Source organism: Gemmatimonadota bacterium (assembly GCA_026706345.1).
Lineage (GTDB): Bacteria > JAAXHH01 > JAAXHH01 > JAAXHH01 > JAAXHH01 > JAAXHH01.
This window is the reverse complement of sequence record JAPOYX010000132.1, coordinates 1-2,435: the sequence shown is the minus strand read 5'-3', so window position 1 is coordinate 2,435 and position 2,435 is coordinate 1. Positions and strand designations below refer to the sequence as shown.

Here is a 2,435-nt window from a genome sequence, read left to right as displayed (position 1 = left end):
CCCTCTGATACGAATCGCCGTTCGGATGCATCGAGGGACAGTTGCGGCGAGCCTGGCGGCTTGTGGCGCGGGTCCTGTCCCGGGAACAGTTTTCGGACTGCTGGGTCCAGGCACCGGGGTAACGCCGCTCGATAACGCCCTCCTGATCGTCGCCGAACCAGTTCTTGACCACCCGGATCGGTTGCGTTTCCTGGACATCGCCATTCCAGGGCGGAGTGGACGGATGTGCCACGCTGCAGGATCTCGTGCGGGCGCCTGTTTCATGTGACGTGACGGTATTCAACCGCCTGCCGTCGATGCCACAGGTGTTCGAGATTTCCGTCGCCGGCGTCGTCTCTTCCCTCCACACCCTGAAACCGTACGGATTGTCAGGATGCTTCTCGATCCGCTGCTCGACCCGATGCAGGATAAAACCTGGTTGCGGTGCCGGGCATTGCTCGGCGATGGTGACATCCCGGGCGACATCCGCGAAGCAACTGCGCGACGTCTCCAGCCAGACCGCCGAAGTCCATTCGATCTCCGACTGTCCGTTACCCCGCACGCGCCGGATGTAGGACCTTTCCTGGAGGATCCCGAAGCCGTGCTGGCCGTCCGGGCAGGGCTGCCGGCGCCGTGCGGTCGCGTCCAGGTCCTCGGAGAGGACATCGGCGGGCGATCGCGCGGGCAGTACGATGCCAATCGCCACGCCAGGCACGACCGCCGCGAGAGCCGGGTTGATGGCCTCGGCTTGCCCCCCGTCACGGTGAAACGACGATCCCCGGATCCTTCCGATCATCGCCAGGTGCAACCGGCCGGCCGCCATCTCGATGTCGATGCCCTGGGCGCCGTTCCGGAGATCGCCTTCAACGACCCACACGGCCATCTGCCCGGCGGCGGCCGCCGCGTTGATCCCGAGACCGTTGAAACGGCGAATGTCTTCCGTTGCCAGCGTCCCCTGACCTTCCGGCAAGTCGGTCCCTGCCGATTCCAGGATGTCGAGCAATGCCCTTGTGTCGTCAGCGGAAATCGCGTCCAGATAGTCGCCGGCGACATGCTGGAGCGCTGCCGCGTAGAGTTCCGCAGCCCGGGTCCGGGATAGCGTTTCTCCCTGGACCCCCTTGATCAGCCCGCCGAAATCGAAAACCGCGGTCGTGGAGGCGGCCGGAGTCGCACCGGCGACTGTTACAGCAGTCAGCGCTGTCAGCGCTGTCGTGTGCAATGCTTGTTTCATTTTACATCGTTCCTGTATATTGACTTACTTAGCAACGACGATAATAATCATATGATGCGTGTCTTGTCGAGCAGTTGGTTTTCCTCCCTTCTGGTGTCGGTTTGGGTCGTGGTCTTTTCTGAAGCTCGTGCCCAGACCGATACCGGCCTGGCTTTTCTCTGCCCTATCAAGGTATTGCAGGATGCATACGCCACACTTGCCGACCCGACTGAGGCACTATCGGCCTTGGCAATCGAGCGCCATGTTCTTGCGATCTGCCGCGAATCACAAGTCAAGCTCCTGGAGATCGACGAAAACAACCGGCGGCTGGCAGGGCTGTTTGGAGTCCAGTTGGTAACCAAATCTCTACCGGTAGAGGATAGTTTGGAGGTACCCGGTGGCGTTAAGATGGTGGTCCCGGACGAAGTACACCCCGAATTCGCGCTTCAGGCGATCGTGAGGCGGAGCAGCCGGGCGCGTGCGCTGATTCGGGTCGATGGTGTCGGGCTGACGGTTTCCGAGGGCGACCTGCTTGAGAACGGGTACAAGGTCGTCGCGGTGGGTGACGGGGTGGTCGAAATGGTCAGCCCCACCGGAACACCGATCGTCGTCGATTGACCGGCATCATGGTGCGTTCTCCCCTTGTCCCGTCTGCCGTGTCGCGAGCGCGGCAATTCCCGGTCCGTGAAAACGGCCTGATCGAAATCCCGGATGAATTTCGCGAAACCTGTGCAGTGTTCAACACGGGCCGGTTCGTGGTCCAGTCCGGCAAGCAGTTCGATCCGCAGGTTCTCGAATTGCAGCAGGCGATTGCCGAGGCCTTCGCGCTCGAACCGAACGTCGAGCAGGCGTCGCCGCACCAGATCGCGGACCTCTACCTCGCTTCCGAGCCCGCCGGGGGCGAGGTGGAAGAACAGGAAAACCACAAGCGTTACGTCGCACGGTTGCTCAAGGACGCGGCGGCCATGAGGGCCAGCGATGTGAAGGTCATCAGGCGTTCCCGGCAGACCGATGTCCGGATAGCCGTGGCCGGCCGCGAGATCGATTACGGTGCAAGCATCTCCGTTACCGATGGCCGGTCAATCATCGCCTACCTGTTCGATGCCCGCGATGAAGGCAGCGGCCACACGACCAAGCAGCAGCACTCGTTCCAGTCCTTCTCGATTACGCCGGGCAAGTCGATACAGCTCCCGGAGCGGATCCAGAAAGTCCGCGGGCAGAAAGGGTTCCACGAAGCGGCCGCCGG

General features: G+C 62.3%; 3 protein-coding genes. 2 read left to right on the top strand and 1 reads right to left on the bottom strand.

Annotated features, from left to right (window positions below; all coding sequences use genetic code 11):
* Positions 1–1,210 (bottom strand): hypothetical protein (locus OXG98_08515; GenBank protein MCY3772048.1); only part of this gene is annotated, 1,210 nt, incomplete at its 3' end.
* Positions 1,211–1,261: 51 nt separating this feature from the next.
* Here OXG98_08515 and OXG98_08510 point away from each other — a divergent pair.
* Positions 1,262–1,807 (top strand): hypothetical protein, encoded by a 546-nt coding sequence (locus OXG98_08510; GenBank protein MCY3772047.1) that lies wholly within the window; start codon positions 1,262–1,264, stop codon positions 1,805–1,807.
* A partial coding sequence (locus OXG98_08505; GenBank protein MCY3772046.1) for a hypothetical protein occupies positions 1,804–2,435 on the top strand: 632 nt, incomplete at its 3' end. The genes OXG98_08510 and OXG98_08505, both read left to right, overlap by 4 nt.

Bases quoted from the DNA above. Each gene is read 5' to 3' on its own strand.
- OXG98_08510 (MCY3772047.1), top strand. From the start codon at position 1,262: ATGATGCGTGTCTTGTCGAGCAGTTGGTTTTCCTCCCTTCTGGTGTCG.